Consider the following 336-nt stretch of genomic DNA (forward strand, 5'->3'; position numbering starts at 1 on the left):
GTTTTATGAGCTTACTGCCGCTTTATTTAAGTGCTGGAAACACATAAATCAAAGAAATCTTCAAAATATCGCAGCTTAAAGATAATGAACCGATTTGTATAGCGATGAACAAAAAAGGAGGTGCATCGTGCATTACGACACACCTCCTCTTTCCAGTTCTTCTGATTCAGCCGATAGGGAACTTCCAGCGTAATGTTAGCGACATCAAAAAGATTCTGCTGTACCTCGGTGCTGAGATATCCTTTGTCTCCGAGCATCATGCAGTCATGATATTCCCACTGCACATCCTTGAGATAATGGAGGTCGTAGACACTTGCCGCTGTCATATCGTAAGCA

1 pseudogene is annotated in these 336 nt (G+C 42.3%); it reads right to left on the minus strand.

The annotated features are described in order from the left end of the window. Window positions 1-149 precede the first annotated feature (149 nt). Window positions 150-336, minus strand: a pseudogene (locus EII23_RS13555) (IS982 family transposase); the annotation flags it as partial.

This window comes from Desulfovibrio sp. OH1186_COT-070 (assembly GCF_003860215.1).
In the GTDB taxonomy this organism is placed as follows: domain Bacteria; phylum Desulfobacterota; class Desulfovibrionia; order Desulfovibrionales; family Desulfovibrionaceae; genus Desulfovibrio.